The sequence below is a fragment of the Streptosporangium sp. NBC_01469 genome (genome assembly GCF_036227305.1).
Taxonomy (GTDB): domain Bacteria; phylum Actinomycetota; class Actinomycetes; order Streptosporangiales; family Streptosporangiaceae; genus Streptosporangium.
Genome location: NZ_CP109465.1, coordinates 4,379,355 through 4,397,739 on the forward strand (window position 1 = coordinate 4,379,355; position 18,385 = coordinate 4,397,739).

Sequence of the window (18,385 nt, forward strand, 5' to 3'; positions counted from 1 at the left end):
CGCGTTCGCCGGTCGTCCCGAAGCACGTCGCCCTGGAAATTGTCGGTACCCGTTGTCAGAGTCGACAGGGTCAGCGGCAACGTTCCAACCTCGTCCCCCGGAGGTGCGCGATGGCACGGCGACGGACACCCGCCAAGACGGTGCGACGGCGGGCGTCCGGCGGGCGAAGACCGCGCCGGCGCAAAGGAGACGGCGACTGGTTCCTGTGGGTGGTCGCGGCCGGGGCCATCGTCGTGGTCGCCATATGGCTCGTCGACGTCGTCGTCGCCAACTGGCAGCTGGTGATCGGCGGCACGATCGTGCTGATCGCAGCTCTGGCCGGGGCGCTCCTGCTCCGTCATCAGGTGATCGAGGCCCGGGAGCGGGAGTGGCTGGAGGACAACGCGCGTCTCGAACGCGTCGACCGCATGAGCGGTGACCGGTTCGAGGCCCTCGTCGAGGCCCTGCTGCGGCGAGAGGGTTTCCGCGGGGTGCGCAGGATCGGCGGCAGCGGTGACGGCGGCGTCGACGTCGTCGCGACCGGGCCCGGCGGCGACCGCCTCGTCATCCAGTGCAAGCGCTGGGGCACCTCGGTGGGCTCACCCCAGATCCGCGACCTCCTCGGCGCGCTCCACGCCTATCCCGGTCACCGCGGCGTGCTCGTCACCTCGGCGACGTTCACGGCTCCGGCCAGGGAGTGCGCGGCGGGCACCGACCTGACGCTGATCGACCGCACGCTGCTCGCCGCCTGGTTCACCGGGTCCTTCACCCTCGCGCCGCGGGCACGCCGCGGGACCGGCCGATGGTCCCTGCCGGGACGCCGTCCCGTGACGCGCTACCCGGATGGAGATCTGGGCCTGGAAAGAGCGTTCGGCGACGAGCCCGCCTGACGACCGCGCCGTCCACCGCGCCGTCCGCCTGTGCGCGGCGGACCGGCGAACCGGCGGGCACGGGAAGGCGGTGGCGGTGTCCGGGAGTCTCCCGGGTGGGCCGTGGGTGGCCCCGGGCCCGTTCGGCCGGGACCGGCTCACGACCCCGCGGTGTCGAGGGCCTTTTCGAAGGCGGCGTGGGCGTCCGGGGTGAACAGGACGAACCGCAGATCCGTCACCTGCGTCGGGGTGGCCCGTACGGTGTCGACGGCGGTGCGGGCGGCGTCGTCCATCGGCCAGCCGTAGATCCCGGCCGACACGGCGGGGAAGGCGACGCTGGTGGCGCCGAGTTCGTCGGCCACGCGGAGGGATTCGCGATAGCAGGAGGCCAGGAGGTGCGTGCGGTCCTCGGTGGGGGAGTGGACGGGGCCGACGGTGTGGATGACCCAGCGGGCCGGGAGGTCTCCCGCGGTGGTGGCCACGGCCTGGCCGGTGGGGAGCCCCCTGCCGTAGTGGGAGGCGCGCAGGTCGCGGCATTCGGCGAGGATGGCGGGGCCGCCGCGCCGGTGGATGGCCCCGTCGACTCCGCCGCCACCCATGAGCGAGGAGTTGGCGGCGTTGACGACGGCGTCGACATCCTGCGTGGTGATGTCCCCCTGGACCAGCGTGATCCTCATGAGCCATGGCCTTCCTCGGTGGTACGTCTTCTCGTCCGGGTCCTTCCCCGCTTTCCCATGCTCTGACATGTTGGCTCAGGTGGTGGCGCGATCGTCAACATGGCGTCCATCGCCGGGATGCGGGGCACCGCCAACCTCGCCGCCTACGTGGCCGGCAAGGCGGGCGTCATCGGCCGCCGCCAGCTCGGTGAATCGCACTAGATTGCCGTCATGAGCGGCGGTGGTGCGTGGGCGGTGGAGGCGATCGCGAAGCTGGACGGCGAGAGGGAGCGGATCCCTCCCACGCCGCTGCGCCGGTTCCCGCTGCCCGCCGGGTGGGAGGTGCGGCTGTGGCTGAAGGACGAGTCCGCGCAGCCGACGGGCAACCTCAAGCACCGGCTGGCGCGGGCGCTCTTCGTCCGGGCGATCACCGCAGGCCTGATCGTGGAGGGCACCACCGTGGTGGACGCGAGCGGGGGTGCGATGGCCGTCGCGCAGGCGTACTTCGCCCGGCTGCTCGGCCTGCCGTACATCGCCGTCATGCCGAAGAGGTCGTCCGGGGAGGGCGTCGAACGGCTGGGCGGGAGGTGCCTGCACGTCGACCCGCCCCTGGCGATCTACGCGGAGGCGGCGAAGCTGGCCGAGCGGGTGGGCGGCCACTACCTGGACCACTACACCTCGGCGGCGACCGTCGACTGGCGCGGGGGAAGCCTGGCCGAGGAACTGTTCGGGCAGCTGGAGGAGTGCCCGCGCTGGGTCGTGGTCGGCGCGGGCACCGGTGCCACGTCCGCGGCCGTCGGCCGCCACCTGCGCGCCCATGACCTGCCCGGACGGCTGGCCGTGGTCGATCCGGAGAACTCCGCCTACTTCCCCGGCTGGGCGAGCGGCGCCGCCGACTACGCCACGGGCATGCCCTCCAGGATCGAGGGGATCGGCCGGCCGCGCCTGGAGCCGGGGTTCGTCCCCGACCTCGTCGACCTGGTCGTCCCCGTACCCGACGCCGCGAGTGTGGCCGCCGCCCGCCGCGTCCGCCGGGACATCGGACCGCCGGTCGGCGCCGCCACCGGCACGAACCTGTGGGGCGCGCTGGAGATGGTCACGCGCATGCGCGCCCGGGGCGTCCGAGGTGCCGTGGCGACCGTGATCGGCGACGCCGATCCGCGCCACCTGCGAACCTGCCACGACGACACCTGGGCGGAGAGCAAGGGGCTGGACTGGCGGCCGTACGCGGAGAGGCTGGAACGCCTGCTCGACCACGGCGGGCCCTGGCAGCCGGATCCGGCGCCGGAGTGACCGGAGCCGACGGCCCGGGGGTGCGGAGGTCATGTCCGGGAGTGGTGTACGAACAGGTCGGACCGGACGCCGGTCCGGGACCGTTCGGGAGGCTGAAAGAACTTCTCGGCGGGGGCGGTGCGCGGGCAGGCCGGTCCGGAACCGCCCGGGAGGCTAAGGGACTTCTCGGCGGGGGCGGTGCGCGGGCAGGTCGAACCAGACGCCGGTCCCGATCTGCCCGGTGCCGCACAGCCGCGTCCAGCGGGCCCCGCAGCGCCCGGCGGTGAACTCGTTGACGATCCGCAGGCCCCGCCCGCCGAGCTCCAGCTCGTCCACGTGGCCCGGGGCGGTGAACGGGCGGTGCAGCAGGCGTTCGATCAGCGGGACCCCGCCGCCGGCGTCGGCCACCTCGACCTTGATCGGCAGGTCGTGGTCGTGCAGGACCCGCAGCTCGTACGGGCCCGGGGCGTAGCTGCCGGCGTTGGTGGCCAGTTCGGTGACCACGACCTCCAGCTCGGCGACCTCGTGGGCGGCGAAGGGCGGCCGGGACAGCAGGTCGCGGAGCAGCCTGCGGGCGCGGCGGGCGGTGTCGCTCTGGGGAAGGCGCCAGACGGCCACCCGGAAGCGGCCGTGGATCTTGCCGTGCACGCCGAAGTCCAGAGCCAGAGCGTGCTCGGTGAGCATCGTCGCTCCTATCGCGTAGGGCACCAGCGGCACGGGGTCGCCGAGGCGTCCGGCCACTCGCTGGTCTGAATTACCCATGGTGCGGGACAAGACCGATATACGGAGAGTCGCAGGACCAATACTGTCCGCAGATCGGTTCGGTGACAGGCAGGGCCGATCACCTTGCATGATCGGTCGTACCGATACGGCTTCGGCGGTGCCGGGTCGCCGGTTACCTTGGCGTCAAGGGAACCCGTCAAGGGAATTCGGCCGGGAAAGGTCGGCATGAACGTCAGCAGTGGGAACGCGCAGGAAATCGACCCGGCGCTCTGGGAACGTCCGCAGATGCGCCAGGCTCTGGCCGCCCGCGACATGGCCACCGTGTACCGGTTACTCCAGCGGATCGGAGTCTCACAGCGTCACATCGCCGCCCTCACGGCGCAGTCCCAGTCGGAGATCTCCGAGATCCTCAAGGGCCGCCAGGTGATGGCGTACGAGGTGCTCGGCCGGATCGCCGACGGTCTGGGAATCCCGCGCGGTTACATGGGGCTGGCCTACGACGCCTCCTCCACGGCGCTGGCCGGGACGGCGGCGGACCAGCGCGACGACCCCGGCGAGGACGAGCAGGTACGCCGCCTCCTCGCGCACGCCGCGCAGGTGACCATCGGCGCGACGGTCGGGGACGCCGAGGAGTGGGCCGAGCCGCTGCCCCCCACGGAGACCCCCGTCCCGTACCGCATCGGCATGGCCGACGTCGAGCAGATCGAGACGGTGACCCGGACGCTGCGCGCCCTGGACTACCGGCACGGGGGCGGTGTCTGCCGCGACGCGGTGGTGGCGCAGCTGACCTGGTCGCAGCGGCTGCTGCGGGCCACGTGCCCGGAGTCGGTCACCCTGCGGCTGCACCAGGCGCTGGCCGACCAGCACAACCTCGCGGGCTGGACCTCCTTCGACGTCGGCCTGTACGGAGCGGCCAGAGGCCACCTGGCCCGCGCGCTGGAGCAGGCCAAATACGCGAGGAACTCCTCGCTCGCGGCCAACGTCCTGTATCGGATGGGACGCGTCCACCTGCACTGCGACCGCATCCTGGACGCGCTGCGGTTCTTCCAGCTCGGGCAGATCTGCGCGCAGGACGCCAGCTGCGAGCGGACCGTGGCGATGCTCTTCGCCAACGAGGCGTGGGCCTACGCGCTGCTGGGCGACAGCGATCTCGCCCTCAAGTCGATCAACAGGGCGAGCGACGAGCTGGCCCGTGCTCGTGACCGAGAGTCACCCGCCTGGGTGAGCTTCTTCGGCGCCGCCGACCTCGACGCGACGAGCGGCATGGTCCACGCCGACCTCGCCGTGACCCACCTCGACAGCCACCTGGGCATCGCCGAGCGATTCCTCACCGACGCGCTCGGGCAGCGCGACCCGAGCATGGCCAGGAGCAGGGTCTTCGAGCTGACGGCCCTCGCGACGGTGCAGCTCAGAGCGGGTGACATGACCTCGGGGATCGCCAACGGCGACGAGGCCGTCACCCTGGCGACCGAGATCCGCTCGGTGCGGATCATCGACCGCCTCGCCCCGCTGCAGGCCGTCGCCATGATGCGGGCGCACAGCGGCGACGCACAGGACCTCGCCCGGCGCATCTCGGCGGTGCGCGCCGCATGACGATGACCACCGAGCACGCCGGCGGCCTCACCCGCGACCGGCTCCACTCGCTGCTGGCGTCGGTCTGCGCCCGGGTGGGGCTCGCACCCGGTGACGCCGAGCTGATCAAGTTCACCAACAACGCCGTCTTCCGCCTCCGGAGGGCATCCGTCGTGGTGCGCGTCGCCGGATCCTCGGCCGCCCGCTCCCGCGTGCCGACGGTGGTGCGGGTCGCCCGCTGGCTGGCCGGCCACGACTTCCCCGCCGTGCGGCTGCTGCCCGGCTGCGAGCAGCCGCTCCAGGTCGAGGGTCACCTGGTCACCCTGTGGGAGAACACTCCCGAGGTGGGGCCGCGCCCCGGTGGCGGTGACCTGGCCGCCGTGCTCAGGCGACTTCACACGCTTCCCGACCCGCCGGTGGACCTGCCGGAGTGGACCCCGATGGCCGAGGTCCGCCAGCGGCTCGACGAGCCGGAGGACCTGTCCCCGGGCGACCACGCCTTTCTGCTGGACGAGTGCGACGAGATCGAGGAGCGGCTCGCCGCACTCGACTACGTGCTCCCCGCCGGGCTCATCCACGGTGACGTGTTCATGGGCAACGTCATCGCCGGCCCCGGCGGGCCGGTGCTGTGCGACTTCGACGGTACGGCGATCGGCCCGCGCGAGTGGGACCTGGCCCCCGTCGCGGTCGGACGCCTGCGGATGGACTATCCCTGGGACGAGCACACGCCGCTCGCCGAGGGCTACGGCTTCGACGTCACCCGCTGGCCGGGCTTCCCGGTCCTGCGCCGCCTCCGCGAGCTGAAACTGGTCACCAGCGTCGTGCCCGTCCTGCGCAGCAACCCGGGCATCCGGCCACAGTGGGAGCACCGCATGCGCAGTTTCAGGACCCGCGACCAGACGGTCAGGTGGCAGCCGTACCGGTGACCGGTCCGGGAAGGAGCCGCGAACGAGCCGGAGGGAGATCGGGGCCGGTCATTTCCCCGAAGCCTTCGAACATCGCCCCAGTATTTCGCGGGGGTGCGGTCGCACTCGTTCCGAGTGGCTCGTCGGCCATCGGTCCGGGGCGTTCGGCGACCGTGTCCAGGGGGTGGCTTTCGAGGGGCCTCCGGGGAGGGGGAGCGTGGGGATCAGGTGATGTCTCCCTCCTCCGTCTCCGTTGAGACAGGCCTGCCCGGGGTGACGCCGAGGCTTGGTGCCTCGATGTTCTCGATCGTCGCGGCGCGCCCGCCCGCTCCGGAAGGAATCGGCCGCTCGGCCGCCAGCTGGGCGAGGGCGCACAGCAGAAGCTCGCTGCTGGACCAGTCGACGCGGTCGCCGCGCCCCAGCTCCACGACGCGCCGCATGACCTCGTCGGGGGTGCGGCCCAGCGCGGCGGCGATGCGTTTGGCAGCGTGCAGGAGTTCGTGGTCTCGAGCCGCCATGACGATGTTCTACCCTTCGGTGCGGCTGTGATGGGTGACGCCGGCGGTGAAGTTCCGACCGCTCGAGCGTCGGAGTACCTTCACCTGGTTGCTCAGGGATCCGCCGCCTGCGTCGCGTGGGGTCCGCTGCTGCTTTCCCGCTCGCGGGTCAGGACACCCGGGACGGAGTGGCGGCCCACGTGTCGCAGGCGGCGGGGGAGAGCGCCCGGTAGCCGCGCTTGAACCAGTGGAGCCGGTTGGCGCCGGTGCCGTGGGTGCGGCGACCGTCGTCGCCGCTGGCGCGGAGCGCACCGGACAGTGCCTCCCAGTCCTGTTCGGTACGGGGCAGCGAGCCTCGTACGCTGCCCAGGAACACCCCCGACAGGCAGTCGGCCTGAAGCTCGTAGCGGCGGCCGAGTTCGGGCTGGTGGGAGCGGTCGGAGCGGACGCGGGCCTCGTAGTCGTCCCGGACACCGGTGAGGCTCTGCAGGTGGTGGCCGTATTCGTGGGCCGCCACCTTGAGGGGGTACAGGTCGGTCCTGCCCTCGATCCAGTGGCCGGTGAGCGGGAACACCAGCGTGGCCCGTTCGGTGCAGTAGAAGGCCGCCGCGTTGGCGGGCCAGCGCACCCCGCACACGCGTCGCTCGGGTTCCTCGTAGAAGCGGACCACGGGCTTGCGGAACCTCAGCCCGGCGCGGGCGAAGTGGGCGGACCATGAGGTGTTCAGGCATTTCACGGCCGCCGTCAGATACTCCCGCATCAGCGGCACGCCCCTGTCGATGATCGGCGGTTCCTGGCACGAGGTGGCCGCCAGCTTCCCGGTCCTCAAAAGCGGGCTCTTGGGCGAGGCGGCCTGTGCGACCCCGTACGGCAGGACGGTGAGGCACACGGTCGCGAGGAGGGCGCACCGGGTGGAGACGGCGAGGCGCCGGGGGGTGACGCCGGACGGGAGGAAGCGCATGGTCGGACAGCTTAGGACTCCCGCGTGTCGAGCCGAGGCGACGCCGGCCATGTCGCCGACGCGGCCGGGCCGGTCGGTGCTCTCCCCGGGAGCGCGCACATCGCCTCCGCGGGGAAAGCGGTCCCTGTCACCGGGTGATCTGAACCGGATGAACTTTCAGGCCGGGAAGCTCTGCCAGCGGGCTCAGGTCGGTGACCGGAGTGTTGGAGAGGTCGAGCCGGCGCAGGCGCGGCAGCCTGGTCAACGGGGTCAGGTCGGTGACGGCCGTGTCGGCGAGGCTGATGGCTTCGAGCCGGTTCGGGAGGCCGCCGAGTCCTACCAGTGCCTTCAGCGTGTCGGAGTCGGCTTCGCGGGGCAGCCGCAGGTTCCGAAGGCCGGTGATCAGGCGGAGTGTGGGCAGCGCGGAGACGTGGGGAAGGTCAAGCCAGGTCGAGCCGAGGGCCGCGTCGCTCAGCACCTCGCGGGCGTAGCGCTCATACTCGCGGCCCCGGCACCAGCCCGCGGCCAGTTCCCGCTGGATCCCGGGGTCGTCGGCGTGACGGAACCGCCTGATGAGGGGAATCGCCTGGTCGGCATCGATCAGCGCCGCGGTGCGGATGACGGCCGGTGCCATGGCGTTCGTGACGGAGCCCGACCGTGCCACGTCCGCGAGAAGGTCGAGGACGAAGTCCCCGGCCTCGGCGATCTCGTCGGCTTCGCCGAGGTCGCGAGGTGGCAGGAACTCCCGGACCGTGTAACGGATCTGGTCGGTGAGTTCCGGGCACCTGTCGGGGGCGAGGTCCGCGACGCACGCGGCCGCCAGCAGCCACAGCCGGCGATGGTTGTCGCGACTTCTCCTGGCCCGGTCGACCAGCCCCGACAGCACGTGCCAGGAATCGTGCTCCGCCTCCTGCTCGACCGCCATGATCACCACCTCCTGGTAGGAGGGCAGGTGAGCGTGGCTGACGAGGTGCCGGTGGTGCATCTGGTCCAGGAACTCCTGGGCGGCCAGGTAATCCTGGAACCCGGGGAACCGGAATCCGACCCGTTCTCCGTCGACGAGTTCCAGGAGGCCGGTCTGCTCCATCATGAGCTGGAGCATGTAATCCGCCTGGTGGTGGTCCCCATGTGTCACCCGGTCGATCAGTTTGACCGCTGTCTTCCGTGGGAGCGTGTCCTCGCCCGCTAGGACCAGCCAGTGGGCGAGCGGCGCGAGAAGGCGGTGCCAGTCGGACCTCTGGCGGATGGACCGCTGTACGTCCCGGCGCTCGATCAGGAAGTCGACGAGAGTGCCTCTGCGGAAGAGCTTCGAACGTGAGTCGCCCAGTTCGTTTCCCCTGAGGTGCTGCGCGCTGAGGATCGCGCACATCAGCGGCGACCTGGCCAGCCGCGCGAGATCACGGCGCGCCGCCAGTTCGCCCTTCAGGAGTTGTCCTGATTCCCACACCTGGCCGGGGCGGTAGGTATGAGCGCCTTCGGCCACGGCAAGGTGCCAGCGATCGATGAAGCCGTCCACCTGGGTAGGCGTCATCGGCTCCAGTCTCGCGGTCACGAAGCCGTGGGCTCGTAATCGCTCGCGCCAGGCCTTGTTGACGGCGGCGGGCCTCGAGGTCAGGACATAGGACGCGTCCGGGTAATAGGCGAGGAGTTTTTCCAGCCATTTGAGGACGGCCGGACGGTCCTTGTCGGATATCTCGTCGATACCGTCCAGAAAGATCATTCCCCGGCCGTGCTTCAGGAGATCGGCCACCCAACGCTCAGGCTTACCGTCGGCGATCGTATCGGCGACGGCCGCGACGAACTCTTCCACCTGGGGAAGGCGCAGGCGTTTTCCCTCGTCGTGGCAGCCGCGCATTTTGATGAGGAATGGCACCATCGCCGGGGAGTCGTCCCCCTCCCGGAGCAATTCTCCGCGGAGTCCGCGAATGGCCAGATGGCGCAGAGCGGTGGTCTTCCCGGAGCCGGCATGACCCTCCAGCAGCAGACGGCGTCTGCCGGTGACAGCGTCCTCGACGCGCAGACCGCTCCCGTTGAGGGTGGGGCCTTCTCCTGTTTCCTGGAGCGAAAGATTCATGTAGGCGGTGCTCAGCCGGTAATTGCGCAGTTCCCAGGGCAGCTCGTCCACACCCCAGAGTTCGATGTGGTCCAGGAGGTGGAGGACCCCACGTCGGAATTGATCTTCGAACTCCCGGGCCTGGGCTGTCCGCGCCTCGTCGCCGGCGTAAAAAATGATGTTTCCATAAACATCGCGAGCCTGGACGGCGTTACCGTGCACCGTGCCGTCGATCTCGTTGTGCACGCCTTCTGGCTCGGAGCCGCTCATGAATCGAGGGTACGCTCTGCGCCGTCCGACTTCCGGAATTTCCGGATCTGAATGAAGATGGCGTTATGTCAAAAAGGGTGCAGGTCTGGTGTGGCGCGGTCGTGGCATTCGCCGTTCTCGTGGGACTCGGCGTTTACTTCCTGTCCGTCGGCCTGGACAAGGCGGACAAGGTCGCGAGTGTGATCGGCGCCTTCGTCGGCCTGGCCGGACTCGGCCTGGCTCTGCATGGAATGCTGTCCGCTCCTGCACAGGCCGTGGGCGACGTCCACAATGAGATCAGCGGCACAGTTCACGGTGATTCCATCCAAGCCCGGGACATTCATGGCGGAATCACTTTTGGAGGCCCTGACCCATCCTGACGCGCTCGTCCGGGGAAGCGTCGGACGAGATCGTTCAGGAGGATGAACGGCCTCTTCCGGTCACGGTGAACAACCCCGGCGGCCCACCTCGCGGTCACTGGCGGGACAGGGCACGGGTGATGCCGGTGGCGATGGTGGTGACCAGCACCCAGCCCGCGATCACGAGACCGTAGGCGACCCACTGGGGGGCGCCAACAGGCTGGTACGCCTTCTCCTGCCCGAAGTCGATCAGCGGGAACAGCAGGTCCAGCGCGTAGACGAGGGCGTTGAAGACGGGACCCTTGCCGGGTTCCGCGCGAGGCGGGTTGTTCATGGCGAACACGACGGTGCCGGTGACGAGCAGGGCCAGGAACCACAGGGCGGCGCGGACGGGGCGGTAGCCGTACCCGACGGTGACGTCCTGCAGCCGGCCCCAGGCCCGGGCGTACAGCGGAAGCGTGGAGCGCTGCCGCCGCTGCTTGACCAGCAGGACGGTGCGGGCGTCGACGTCGTGCCCCAGCCGTCGGTAGATGGCGGCGAGCTGCTCGTACGGCTGCGGCGCGTACCCGCCCGGGTCGTCCTTCAGCCAGGCCAGGCGCCGGGCGGCGGGCAACATCGGATCCAGGGCCTCGTAGGTGAGACCGTCCTGGCGGCGTGGCGACCAGGTGGCGGGGTCGTCGCGGATGACGCCGATCCGGGCGTGCCGCAGGTCGACGGTGCCTTCGGGGGTCCGCCTGGGGCGCAGATACAGCTCACGGGCCTCCAGTTGCCAGGCGGCCAGGGCACGGCCGCCCGGTGCGGACAGCGTCGTGTCGTTGAGATACAGGTGCCGGCCGACACGGGTCCCGATCAGGGTGAGTTCGCCTTCCGCGACGAAGCCGCGCCCGCATTCCAGGCCGCCACCGACACTCGCCCCGGCGAGGTCGAGCGCCTGTCCGCCGGGGTTGCTCAGGTGGGCGCCGTTGAAGTCGGCGAACGTGCCGATGCGCGCGTCGGCGAGACGGACCGCGCCCTCGGCCCGGAAACCTTTGGCGCACGACAGCCCGCCCCCGACGTTCACCCCGTCGGCGTCGAGGGCGACCGCGCGGGACGCGCCGGGACCGGGGGCGGTCCCGCCGAACGCATCCGGATCGAGCGTGATCCCACTGGACGTACCGGGACCGGGAGCGGCTCCGCCGGAGGTGTCGGTGTCGAGGGCGGTCCCAGTGGACGTACCGGGACCGGGAGTGGCTCCGCCGGACGTACCGGTGTCGAGGGCGGTCCCGCCGGACGAGGCAGGATCGAGGATGCTTTCGCCGGGCGCGCCGGGAACGACGGCGGACAGGTTCGCGTCGGGAACGACGGCGGACAGGTTCGCGTCGGGAACCACGGCGGACAGGTTCGCGCCGGTCAGATCCAGCGACCCCGCGATGCGTGCCTGGGAGAGATCCACCCGCCCCTCGGCGGTGAGCCCGCGTGCGTCGAGGGTCCCCTCGACCTGCAGCTCCGCGGCCTGAAGCGCGTCACCGCCGAGATGGGTCAGGCGGGCGCCGTCCAGGCTGAGCTCCCGGTCGACCCGCGAGTTGGCCAGCCGTACGGTGCCCGTCACGGTGAACCCGACGCCCAGATACAAACCGCCCTCGGCGGTGATCCTGGAACCACGGAAGGCCATCTCGCCGGGGTGGTCGATCACGGTTCCGGTGAAGCCGAACGGCCCGGTCACGCGGGCGTTGCGCAGGCTGACCATCCCCGTCACCGTCATCCACCGGCAGAAGACGCTCCCGTCGGCGATCAGCTCGTCCAGCACGAGCGCGATCCCGTCCGAAGCCGCGGGATGGGCGCGATCCGCCGCCAGGTGGGCATGATCCAGAGTCACGGTGCCGCTCACCTTGACGTTGGAGAACCTGACCTGACCCGCGGCGCTGAGCCCGATCGCGGAGATGCGCCGTCCGGCCTGGAGCCGGTCGCAGTCGATCGCCAGATCGGTCACGGATGTCCGTGTGTGGTCAAGTATGAGACTTCCGGCGATCTGGGCCCCGTGCAACTCCACCCGGCCGGTGAACACGCACCCCTCCAGCAGCAGATGCCCGTCGATCTGCGCGTTGGAACCGGTCAGGCCCGGCAGGTGGGAGCCCTTGAAGCTCAGCTGCGAGCACCGCGCCCAGTACAGGCTGGGGTCCTCCTCGAAGAGGCAGGACTGGAACCGCGCGGAGTGCCGGAGGGTGGAGTGGGCCAGGTTCACCCGCTCGGTTATTCGGGCCCCTTTGATGCGAAGCGCCGGGATCCGGTGTGACCGGGGCGACTCCTCACTCATGTCGCTCATCAGCAGGACGGCGATCACCCTCGCCCGGACCGTCCGCTCCGCGCCCCAGACCGCCCCCGCCGCCGGGTCGTCCTCCTCCGGTTTCCCGGTGGTGAAGTCGACCTCCTCGCCTCGCGGAAACGCCTCCCACACCCGGCGCTCGGCTTCGGACAAGTCCTCGGTACGCACATAGCCCCCCGTCGCTCTTTGATCGTTCGCGCCCTGGAGAAGGTTACGGACCACCGGGGGATCATCACCTTCCAGCAGCTCCACACGGTGTCCCCACCTTCCGTGTCCTGCCGGGCGCCCCAGGGCTGATCTCAAGGGGGGCGACACATGGTGATCGCGGCACCGACATGCCGGCGGGCGGGCCTCTCGATCCTGGAGGGATCCGGTGGCCCCCGGCCTTGCCGGACTACCCCGTCGTACCCGGGACCACTGCCGCCGGGCGTTGAAGCGCGGCTGACGTGGTGCTGGAACGCGGCGACTTAATCCAGTGTTCAACCACGTTCCGGCCGGTTAGCCTGAATTCGTCTCAGCTCAGACGGCGCACGGCCCCAGGGGGTGGCGATGGCTGTCTCCGGTGCTCTCGATGGCGATCCGGAACCAGTCCTGGTGCGGCTCCTCGGCCCGGTGGACGTCGTCGTGGGGGACGACGTCCTGCCGGTCTCCGGACTGCGCCGCAAGGCGGTGGTGTCCGCCCTGGCCCTGCGAGCCGGCGGCGTGGTCGACGCGGACCGGCTGATCGACGCGGTGTGGGACGGCAGGCCGCCCGCGACGGCGACGAACACCCTGCAGAGCCACATGTCCTATCTGCGCAGGCTGTTAGGGGTGCCCGGGGCGATCGTGGCCCGCCCGCCGGGGTACGTGCTCACCCTCGACGCGGTGGCGACGGATGTCCGGATGGCCGAGTCCCTCATCGAGCGAGGAACCGGGGAGACCGATCCCGCCGCGCGGGCGTCCACACTGAAGGCCGCCCTGGAACTGTGGCGCGGGCGTCCCCTGGAGGATGTGGCGGGGCTGTCCTGGTTCAAGGAGCAGGCGGCCAGGCTCGAGCGGCTACGTCACGGCGCGGGGCGGGGGCTGGCGGAGGCCAGGCTGGCACTCGGGAAGCACCTGGAGCTGGTGCCGGAGCTGGAGAGCCTGGTCGAGCCGTATCCGTACGACGAGGATCTGCACGGTTTGCTGATGGTCGCCCTGTACCGCGGCGGCCGGCAGACCGACGCGCTGGCGGTCTATCACCGGTTACGCGACCGGCTGCTCGACGAACTGGGCATCGACCCGAGGCTCCCGCTCCGCGAGCTCGAAACGGCGATCCTCCGGCAGGATCCCAGCCTCGACCTGCCCGCCCCGGGCCCGGTGGTCGTGTCCGAGCCCCGGGGGGCCGGGAGCGGTCCCCCCGAGACCCGGAGAAGCGAGAGCGGTTCCTCCGAAACCCGCAGAGCCGAGAGCGGCCTCCCCGCGCCCGCCCTGGTGGAGCGGGCGGCGGAGACGCGCCTCATCGGTCAGATCCTGAACGCCGCGGCGGCCAAGCGGCAGGGCGGCTTTCTGCTCGTGGAGGGGCCGGCCGGAATCGGGAAGACGAGCCTGCTGGACCACGCCCGGACGCGGGCGGAGAAGCTGGGCTTCACGGTCGCCGGCGCTCGCGGCACCGACCTCGAGGTCGACTACGCCTGGGGCTGCGTCCGGCAGCTGTTCGAGCCGTTCGCCAGGGATCCCGCGGCGCCCGCGCCGGCCATCCTGCGACCGGCGAGCGCCGATCCGGCCGCCCCGCAGGGCGAGTACTCGATCATCAACTCGCTCTTCTGGCTCGCCCACGATCTGGCGTCACGCAACCCACTGCTGATCGTGGTGGACGATCTACACTGGATCGACGCCTCGTCGGCCCAGTTCCTCGCCTACCTGGCCGCGCGGCTGGACGGGCTTCCGGCGGTGGTCGTGGCCGGACTGCGCCCGGGTTCCGAACGCGTCGCCCACATCGCCTCGGTCATCGCCGGACTGCCCCCGGCCGTCACGGCCACGCTGCCCCCCCTGACCCCCGGCGGCTGCGCCGAACTGCTGGCCGGTCTCATCGCCGCCCCGCCGGACGAGGAACTCATCCGGCGATGCTACGACTCGACACGCGGGAACCCGTTCCTGGTACGCGAGCTCGGCCGTCAGCTGAACGCGCCGGAAGGCCACGAACCCGCCCTGCTCCAGGGCTCGCCGAACATCGAACGCTTCGTCGCCGGGCAACTCCGTCACCTGCCGGCACACGCCACGAGCGTGGCGCACGCCCTGGCCGTACTCGGTGACGGCGTCGGTGCCCACGCGCTCGGTACGGTGGCCGGGCTCTCGTCGCGCGAGGCGCTCGACGCGGTGTCCTCGCTGGTCGTCAACGGTCTGGTCACGTCACGCGGCGTGCCCGCGCGATTCTCGTTCGGCCACTCGCTGATCCAGTCCGCCGTCTACGCCGGGATCAGGGCGAGCAGACTGGTCGACCTTCATCTGCGAGCCGTCGACACCGCGATGGCCGGCCATGACCCGATCAGGGCGGCGACCCACCTGCTCCGGATTCCTCCCGGCGTGGGCGATCACGATCCGACGGCGATACTCGGTGAGGCCATCGACGTCAGCCTGGCCCGCGGATCGGTCGACGGCGCGGTCGCGTTCCTGCGCAGGCAACTCGACGAGGCCCGCACCGACCAGCGGCTGGACGTGCTGACCCGGCTCGGCATGGCCGAGGCGCTGGTGAACATGCCGCAGGCCATCGAGAGCCTGTCCGAGGTGCTCACCCTGGAACCCGACCCCGAGCGGCGCGCCGAGATCGCCTTCATCCTCGCCTGCACCACATGGACGATCGGCCGGCCCAGGCAGGCGGCGCTGGCGTGTCAGGCCACCCTCGACAGAGAGCGCCGTCTCTCGGTCACCGCGCGCAGGGCACTGCAGTCCTGCATCGGCATGGTGGCCTACGGGACGCCGCACGGCACCGACCTCGTCGCGTTGCTCGACGAGTTCGGCGCGCAGGAACCCGACTCCTCCTCCGGCGGCCTCATGCTCGAATGCAGTCTCGCGCTCCACGACGCGATGCGGAACAGGCGCGCGTCGGCCGAGCGGCGCGCCCTGCGGGCCATCACCGGTGATCGCCTGACCGGGCAGCCGCAGGCGTTTCCCCTGATGACGTGCGCGTGGTACGCGCTGACCCCGTGCGACAACCCGCGACTCCTGTCGTCCATCGAGGAAGTGCTCGAACACAGCCGCAGGGCCGGCTCACTGCGCGGGACCGCCCCCGCGTTCACCTACAGATCGATGGTCATGCACGCCAGGGGCGATCTCGGCGAGGCCGTCCACGACGGGCGGCTGGCCGTGGAGGCGGCCAAGAACAGCGGCCTCGACCTCGGGCTGGTATTCGTCGGAAACTCCCTCATCTCGGCTTTGCTGGCGCGCGGCGGCATCGAAGAGGCACAGTCCATCCTCAACCAGGTCAAGGCCGCCCACGGCCCCGAGCTCAACCGGTACATCTACGTCAACGGCGAGATCGATCTGCTCATCGCGCGGGGCCACACCCAGCGTGCGCTGGAACTGACGCAGGCGGCCAGGGAGCACTGCCACACCATGGGCATCACCAATCCGGAGATCCTCGACTGGCGCACACCGCTCGTACGATGCCTGCTCCTGCGGGGACGGCACGAGGAGGCGCACGCCGTGGCCCAGGACCTGCTCACCGCCGCGGCCGAATGGGGGACGTCCAGGGCGGTCGGCAGGGCACTTCGATCAGCCGCCGGCACCGTGGCCGGACCGCGGAGGCTCGAAATGCTGACGGAGTCGGTCCGGTTGCTCGAAGCGACCGACGCCCGCCTCGAACACGCCACCTCCCTGTACGAACTCGGCGAGGCCCTGCGACGGTCCGGCCACCTTCCAGAGGCGTGCTCCCAGCTGAAGGCGGCGCTGGAGCTCGCCGACCTGTGCGGAGCCCGGCCACTCCGGCGAACCGTGCTGGCCGCCCAGGCGGAGATCGGTAGTTCCTAGGCCGCGCATCTCCCCGGCCCTGTCCGCCGGCCTCTGTTCTTTCCCGGCGTCGCGTACCGGCGTCACCCGGTGCGGCGGTATCTGCCGGGGGCGGTGCCGTACCGGCGTTTGAACGCGCTGGCGAAGGCGAACTCCGACGTGTAGCCGACCCTGGTCGCGACGGCGTGCAGCGGGGCGTCGGATTCCCGCAGCAGACGGGCGGCGGTGGTCATCCGCCACCAGGTCAGGTAGGTCAGCGGCGGCTGGCCGAGCAGGGCGGTGAAGCGGCGGGCGAACGGAGCCCGGGACAGCCCCGCCTCGGCGGCGAGCGTCGCGACGGTCCACGGCCGCGCCGGGTCACGGTGCATGGCCTGCAACGCGGCGGTGGTGGGCGGGTCGTTGAGCGCCGCCGCCCAGCCCGTGGTCTCGGAGGCCGGCCGCCGGTCGAGCCAGGCGCGCAGGATGTGCAGCAGCAGGGTGTCGAGCAACGCGGGAACGATGGCGTCCGTGCCGAGGCGGGGGCGCTCCACCTCGGAGGCGAGCAGGTCCACGGTGGAACGCAGCTCGGGGTGCCGGCCGAGGTGCGCGGGAAGGTGGATGAGCTCGGGCAGATCGTTCAGCAGCGGATGGGCGCGGGCCGGATCGAGGTGGTATCCGCCGCAGAGCGTCACGGCGGACGGAGCCTCGGTGCCGGTGGGGACGCCTACGGTGTCGGTGACGTAGAGCTGGAGGAACCGGGGGTCGTCCGGGTCGCAGTCGAGCGCGGCCGGTGGGGTCGAGGGGCTGTCGGCCAGCGTGTGCCCGCGCCCGTGGGGCCGGAACACCACGTCCCCGGCGACCAGCTGCACCGGGTCGCCGTCCGGCCCGATGAGCCAGCACGGCCCCTGGAGGATCACCTGCAGACCAGCGGCCCCGGGCATCGTGCCGAACCGCTGCGCCCACGGGGCGTGCCAGGCGACCCGCGCCGAGCGTGGCTGTCCGGTTCGCATGACCGCGATCACGTCGCTGAGCACGTCCATACGGCGAGGATATCCCCGCGATATCTCTGAGGAGACGATCGATTATGAATGAGGGACCGCTGAGCATGGCTCGTCCTCCGGCCTCGCCCATAGGTTCGATCCGTGAAAGCCATGCGAATTCATCGGTACGGTGACGCGTCCGTCATCCGCCACGACGACATCCCCAGGCCGATGCCCGGCCCGGGGGAGGTGCTGATCGACGTCGCCGCGACCTCGTTCAACCCGTCCGACATCGGCCTGCGCCGTGGGCTCCTGCGCTCCGTCTTCCAGCTCGACCTGCCGTGCACGCTCGGCGGGGACGTCGCCGGTACGGTCGTCGAGGTCGGCGGCGGTGTGCGCTCCCTCGCCGTCGGCGACCGGGTCATCGGTCTGCTCAGCGGCGGCGGCGGTGCCGCCGCCGAGTACGTCACCGCCGCCGAGGACATCCTGGTCGCGGCACCGGCCACCGTTCCGCTCGCCCACGCCGCAGCCCTCCCCATCGCCGGCCTCACCGCGTGGCAGGCGGTGTTCGAGCACGCGGGCGTCACGTCCGGGCAGCGGGTGCTCGTCAACGGCGCGGGCGGCGGCGTCGGGGGGTTCGCCGTCCAGCTCGCCAAGTACGCCGGGGCGCACGTCATCGCCACGGCCGGTCCGCGCAGTACCGAGATGGTCCTCCGGCTCGGCGCGGACCAGATCGTCGACTACACGACCACTCCCCTCGCCGACGCGCTGGACGAACCGGTGGACGTGATCCTCAATCTTGTCGCGATCGGCGCCGAGACCCTGATACCGCTGGTCCGGCCGGGCGGCGTCGTCGTGTCCATAACCGTCCCGGTCACGACCCCCGCCGGCTCCCCGGTGACCGCGGTGCACTTCGTGGCCCGCAACGACACGAGCCACCTCGCCGCACTGGTCAAGCTCGTCGACGCCGGTGCCGTCCACCTCGACATCTCCGCGTCCCGCCCGCTCGCCGACCTGGCCTCGGTACACCGCGACGCCGAGTCCGCCCGTACGCGCGGAAAGATCATTCTCGTTCCCTGAAGGA

At 71.1% G+C, this 18,385-nt stretch carries 14 protein-coding genes and 1 pseudogene; 8 read left to right on the forward strand and 7 right to left on the reverse strand.

Going from position 1 to position 18,385, the window contains the following annotated elements; translation table 11 throughout:
* Positions 1-110: 110 nt before the first annotated feature.
* On the forward strand, positions 111-869 hold the full coding sequence (locus tag OG587_RS19585; RefSeq protein WP_329092309.1) for a restriction endonuclease: 759 nt from the start codon (positions 111-113) through the stop codon (positions 867-869).
* 137 nt (positions 870-1,006) lie between these two features.
* Here the strand turns inward: OG587_RS19585 and OG587_RS19590 are convergent, their stop codons facing one another.
* The gene (locus OG587_RS19590) at positions 1,007-1,525 is read right to left on the reverse strand and encodes an O-acetyl-ADP-ribose deacetylase (protein WP_329092311.1); all 519 of its coding nucleotides are present in this window, start codon (positions 1,523-1,525) and stop codon (positions 1,007-1,009) included.
* An 87-nt stretch (positions 1,526-1,612) separates the two neighbouring features.
* Here OG587_RS19590 and OG587_RS19595 point away from each other — a divergent pair.
* Together OG587_RS19595 and OG587_RS19600 are read left to right on the forward strand one after the other, a co-directional pair.
* A pseudogene (locus OG587_RS19595) lies at positions 1,613-1,726 on the forward strand (hypothetical protein); the annotation flags it as partial.
* Between the two features lie 9 nt (positions 1,727-1,735).
* Positions 1,736-2,797, forward strand: coding sequence for a PLP-dependent cysteine synthase family protein (locus OG587_RS19600; RefSeq protein WP_329092313.1), 1,062 nt, complete (start codon positions 1,736-1,738; stop codon positions 2,795-2,797).
* Between the two features lie 153 nt (positions 2,798-2,950).
* Here the strand turns inward: OG587_RS19600 and OG587_RS19605 are convergent, their stop codons facing one another.
* Complete coding sequence (locus OG587_RS19605) at positions 2,951-3,538, reverse strand: ATP-binding protein (protein WP_329092315.1); 588 nt, start codon at positions 3,536-3,538, stop codon at positions 2,951-2,953.
* Between the two features lie 186 nt (positions 3,539-3,724).
* Here OG587_RS19605 and OG587_RS19610 point away from each other — a divergent pair, with 186 nt between their 5' ends.
* Positions 3,725-5,092, forward strand: a complete 1,368-nt coding sequence (locus OG587_RS19610; RefSeq protein WP_329092317.1) for a helix-turn-helix domain-containing protein — start codon at positions 3,725-3,727, stop codon at positions 5,090-5,092.
* Positions 5,089-5,997 (forward strand): phosphotransferase enzyme family protein, encoded by a 909-nt coding sequence (locus OG587_RS19615; protein WP_329092319.1) that lies wholly within the window; start codon positions 5,089-5,091, stop codon positions 5,995-5,997. Before OG587_RS19610 ends, OG587_RS19615 begins: the two co-directional genes overlap by 4 nt.
* A 203-nt stretch (positions 5,998-6,200) precedes the next feature.
* Here the strand turns inward: OG587_RS19615 and OG587_RS19620 are convergent, their stop codons facing one another.
* The 3 genes from OG587_RS19620 to OG587_RS19630 all read right to left on the reverse strand — a co-directional run bounded on the left by OG587_RS19620 (position 6,201) and on the right by OG587_RS19630 (position 9,736).
* On the reverse strand, positions 6,201-6,494 hold the full coding sequence (locus OG587_RS19620) for a hypothetical protein (RefSeq protein WP_329092320.1): 294 nt from the start codon (positions 6,492-6,494) through the stop codon (positions 6,201-6,203).
* A gap of 148 nt (positions 6,495-6,642) precedes the next feature.
* Positions 6,643-7,434, reverse strand: coding sequence for a neutral zinc metallopeptidase (locus tag OG587_RS19625; RefSeq protein WP_329092322.1), 792 nt, complete (start codon positions 7,432-7,434; stop codon positions 6,643-6,645).
* Positions 7,435-7,561: 127 nt separating this feature from the next.
* On the reverse strand, positions 7,562-9,736 hold the full coding sequence (locus OG587_RS19630; RefSeq protein ID WP_329092324.1) for an NACHT domain-containing protein: 2,175 nt from the start codon (positions 9,734-9,736) through the stop codon (positions 7,562-7,564).
* Positions 9,737-9,801: 65 nt separating this feature from the next.
* Between OG587_RS19630 and OG587_RS19635 the strand changes: the two genes are divergently transcribed.
* Positions 9,802-10,095 carry a hypothetical protein gene (locus tag OG587_RS19635; protein WP_329092327.1) on the forward strand — a complete coding sequence of 98 codons (294 nt, stop codon included), beginning with the start codon at positions 9,802-9,804 and terminating at the stop codon, positions 10,093-10,095.
* Positions 10,096-10,189: 94 nt separating this feature from the next.
* Here the strand turns inward: OG587_RS19635 and OG587_RS19640 are convergent, their stop codons facing one another.
* Entirely contained in the window at positions 10,190-12,544 is a 2,355-nt protein-coding gene (locus OG587_RS19640) for a hypothetical protein (protein WP_329092328.1), read from the reverse strand.
* A 381-nt stretch (positions 12,545-12,925) separates the two neighbouring features.
* Between OG587_RS19640 and OG587_RS19645 the strand changes: the two genes are divergently transcribed.
* A complete protein-coding gene (locus OG587_RS19645) occupies positions 12,926-16,363 on the forward strand; it encodes a BTAD domain-containing putative transcriptional regulator (RefSeq protein ID WP_329092330.1) in 3,438 nt (1,145 codons plus the stop codon).
* 62 nt (positions 16,364-16,425) lie between these two features.
* On the opposite strand, the gene OG587_RS19650 is transcribed toward OG587_RS19645, so the two are convergent.
* A complete protein-coding gene (locus OG587_RS19650) occupies positions 16,426-17,361 on the reverse strand; it encodes an AraC family transcriptional regulator (RefSeq protein WP_329092332.1) in 936 nt (311 codons plus the stop codon).
* Positions 17,362-17,472: 111 nt separating this feature from the next.
* Here OG587_RS19650 and OG587_RS19655 point away from each other — a divergent pair, with 111 nt between their 5' ends.
* Complete coding sequence (locus OG587_RS19655) at positions 17,473-18,381, forward strand: NADP-dependent oxidoreductase (protein ID WP_329093919.1); 909 nt, start codon at positions 17,473-17,475, stop codon at positions 18,379-18,381.
* Positions 18,382-18,385 lie beyond the last annotated feature (4 nt).

What these genes read in the sequence shown, in the direction of transcription:
- OG587_RS19585 (WP_329092309.1), top strand. Translation starts at nt 111, where the DNA reads ATGGCACGGCGACGGACACCCGCCAAGACGGTGCGACGGCGGGCGTCC.
- OG587_RS19590 (WP_329092311.1), bottom strand. Translation starts at nt 1,525, where the DNA reads ATGAGGATCACGCTGGTCCAGGGGGACATCACCACGCAGGATGTCGAC.
- OG587_RS19600 (WP_329092313.1), top strand. Translation starts at nt 1,736, where the DNA reads ATGAGCGGCGGTGGTGCGTGGGCGGTGGAGGCGATCGCGAAGCTGGAC.
- OG587_RS19605 (WP_329092315.1), bottom strand. Translation starts at nt 3,538, where the DNA reads ATGGGTAATTCAGACCAGCGAGTGGCCGGACGCCTCGGCGACCCCGTG.
- OG587_RS19610 (WP_329092317.1), top strand. Translation starts at nt 3,725, where the DNA reads ATGAACGTCAGCAGTGGGAACGCGCAGGAAATCGACCCGGCGCTCTGG.
- OG587_RS19615 (WP_329092319.1), top strand. Translation starts at nt 5,089, where the DNA reads ATGACGATGACCACCGAGCACGCCGGCGGCCTCACCCGCGACCGGCTC.
- OG587_RS19620 (WP_329092320.1), bottom strand. Translation starts at nt 6,494, where the DNA reads ATGGCGGCTCGAGACCACGAACTCCTGCACGCTGCCAAACGCATCGCC.
- OG587_RS19625 (WP_329092322.1), bottom strand. Translation starts at nt 7,434, where the DNA reads ATGCGCTTCCTCCCGTCCGGCGTCACCCCCCGGCGCCTCGCCGTCTCC.
- OG587_RS19630 (WP_329092324.1), bottom strand. Translation starts at nt 9,736, where the DNA reads ATGAGCGGCTCCGAGCCAGAAGGCGTGCACAACGAGATCGACGGCACG.
- OG587_RS19635 (WP_329092327.1), top strand. Translation starts at nt 9,802, where the DNA reads ATGTCAAAAAGGGTGCAGGTCTGGTGTGGCGCGGTCGTGGCATTCGCC.
- OG587_RS19645 (WP_329092330.1), top strand. Translation starts at nt 12,926, where the DNA reads ATGGCTGTCTCCGGTGCTCTCGATGGCGATCCGGAACCAGTCCTGGTG.
- OG587_RS19650 (WP_329092332.1), bottom strand. Translation starts at nt 17,361, where the DNA reads ATGGACGTGCTCAGCGACGTGATCGCGGTCATGCGAACCGGACAGCCA.
- OG587_RS19655 (WP_329093919.1), top strand. Translation starts at nt 17,473, where the DNA reads ATGCGAATTCATCGGTACGGTGACGCGTCCGTCATCCGCCACGACGAC.